This window comes from Caldisericota bacterium, assembly GCA_034717215.1.
GTDB lineage: Bacteria > Caldisericota > Caldisericia > Caldisericales > Caldisericaceae > UBA646.
Genome location: JAYELD010000069.1, coordinates 1 through 2,021 on the forward strand (window position 1 = coordinate 1; position 2,021 = coordinate 2,021).

The 2,021-nt window shown below is 39.2% G+C and carries 3 protein-coding genes; all 3 read right to left on the reverse strand.

Annotation, left to right across the window (positions count from 1 at the left end):
• On the reverse strand, nucleotides 1-781 hold a 781-nt coding region (locus U9Q18_02805), incomplete at its 3' end, for a radical SAM protein (GenBank protein MEA3313287.1).
• Nucleotides 778-1,665: a transposase gene (locus tag U9Q18_02810; protein MEA3313288.1), complete on the reverse strand. Its 888-nt coding sequence runs from the start codon at nucleotides 1,663-1,665 to the stop codon at nucleotides 778-780. The genes U9Q18_02810 and U9Q18_02805, both read right to left, overlap by 4 nt.
• A 55-nt stretch (nucleotides 1,666-1,720) precedes the next feature.
• Nucleotides 1,721-2,021: radical SAM protein (locus U9Q18_02815; protein MEA3313289.1), on the reverse strand; the 301-nt coding region annotated here is incomplete at its 5' end.

Genomic DNA, 2,021 nt, shown 5'->3' on the forward strand with positions numbered 1-2,021 from the left:
TCACTACATCCATTGAAATAAGATTTTCTGTTTCGTCAAACTCCGGCAAAAACTCAACTCCTTTACTGAACAGGTATCGCATCAGTTGAATCCTTCTGTATCGCGTTAGAGATGGCGGATCTTCACCTTCAAGGCGCGTACCTTTAATAGGTGTAAATGCAAAAAGCCCTACCGTAATTCCATTATCAAACATCTTTTTCATTACACCATACAATTCCATGTCCGTTTCGCCCATGCCAACGATAATATGCGTTGTGATCCTTCCCTTAAATAATTCTCCGGCGCGAAGTATCAAATCAACCATTCTTTTAAAATCTCCTCCACGATACTTGCTGTAAGTTGTTTCAGTTGCAACATCCAGTGCAATGCCTACACGCTCAACGCCGGCTTTAAAAAGCTCTTCCAAATCTTCCATTCTGTTAACCCTAATAGAAACAGACACAGGAAGAGAAGAAACATCTTTTATCTCCCGTATAAAAAACAGCACATCTTCCAGAAAACCATGGCTGTTTACTACCTGGAAACAAACTCTTTTTATAAAACTCGGCGCATCTTTTATGGCGGCTTTCAATTCCTCCCACTCCACCGCCGGCCAGATAACGCGCGAAAGCTGCTCCACAGAACCCTTGGAATTTGACGCCTGGGAACAATAAGCGCAATCATACATACACCGCTCACCAACCATAAGATAAACCGTGGTAGGAGGCACAGGCAATTTTATGTCGCGCATCCCCAGCGCCCCTAAACTCCCAATTGACGCTCTAATCTTTCGCTCCATCATCCTTTATCTTCCCTCTGTGTCACACTGGTGCCAGGCACCAGTGTGACACTAACCTGTTTGTTTACACTATTTATTCTACTAATTGCATTTATATACCTCCTATCTCCCCTCTCGATGCTGTCAGATACTTTTTCGGCAATCCTGTACACACCTCTACGGGAGATTCCAACAGTTCTTCCAATGTCACTTTTACTAAAACCAGCTTGATATAAAAAATAAATTAAACTATTTCGCAAAACTGTATTATCTGAAAGATCCCCTATGTGCTCTCTAACAACTTCCATGTAACGAATAATTTCTTTGTAATCCATATCATCGTTTTCTGCTTCAAATTTCTTAAATTCTAATGAATCTATTTTCTTCTCGGAAATCTTTACAAAATCTCTTACAGACATATCTACCAAAGACAAAGCTTCCCTGATGTGCAGCCAGGGATAAGGATCTTCCTCAAAGAGATACCTATAACTTCCCCACTCATATTTCTCAGCTTTTTCTACTACTCCTGCAGCAACAGGATTTATTGCAATATACCGCATTGCGGCAACAAAATACTGGTCGTCTTCCACAAGAAAACTTTTATATCTATCATGGAACAGATGTCCTGTTAGGCCATGCATATAATTAAAACGATGAGAATATATAGTATTTAAACGATGCATAAAGTCAGAAAGATTATTTTTGTTTGTCCTGAGAAGAATATGATAATGATTGCTCATCAGTACATACGAAAAAATCATAGTATCAAAATTATTACTGTTCTTTGCAAGATTTTTCAGGAAAAATGTTCTATCTATATCATTAATGAAAATTTTCTTGCCAGTGTTACCTTTAGAAATAATATGATAGATACCACCTGCTAATTGAGTTCTTTTTTCTCTTCCCATTTTTTATCTCCTTAGTTTACGTCACACTAGTGTCTGGCACCAGTGTGACGTAAACTTAAATGAGGGCGCAGCATTCCTCAACAGTGGTGATTTGTTCACCATCTTTTTTTACGCATTCAACTAAAGGTTTTGTAGGTTTTACAAAGCCCTTCACGCCTTCTTCATACGCCATTATGTCCAACCTTTCCCTGTACTTGCCGAAAGGCCGCATGCATCCCAAAAACATTGTCGTTTGGGTGAGCCGCTTGTGAGCTTTATTTAACACCTTTTGCACATCTTCAAGAGATGGAACAGGACAATTCTCAAACGGTGTCTTACATGTAGGAATAAAAATATTGATTACAAGAAGCGTAGGC

Excerpts from the sequence above, each read along its gene's own strand:
- U9Q18_02810 (MEA3313288.1), bottom strand. The coding sequence starts at position 1,665 with ATGGGAAGAGAAAAAAGAACTCAATTAGCAGGTGGTATCTATCATATT.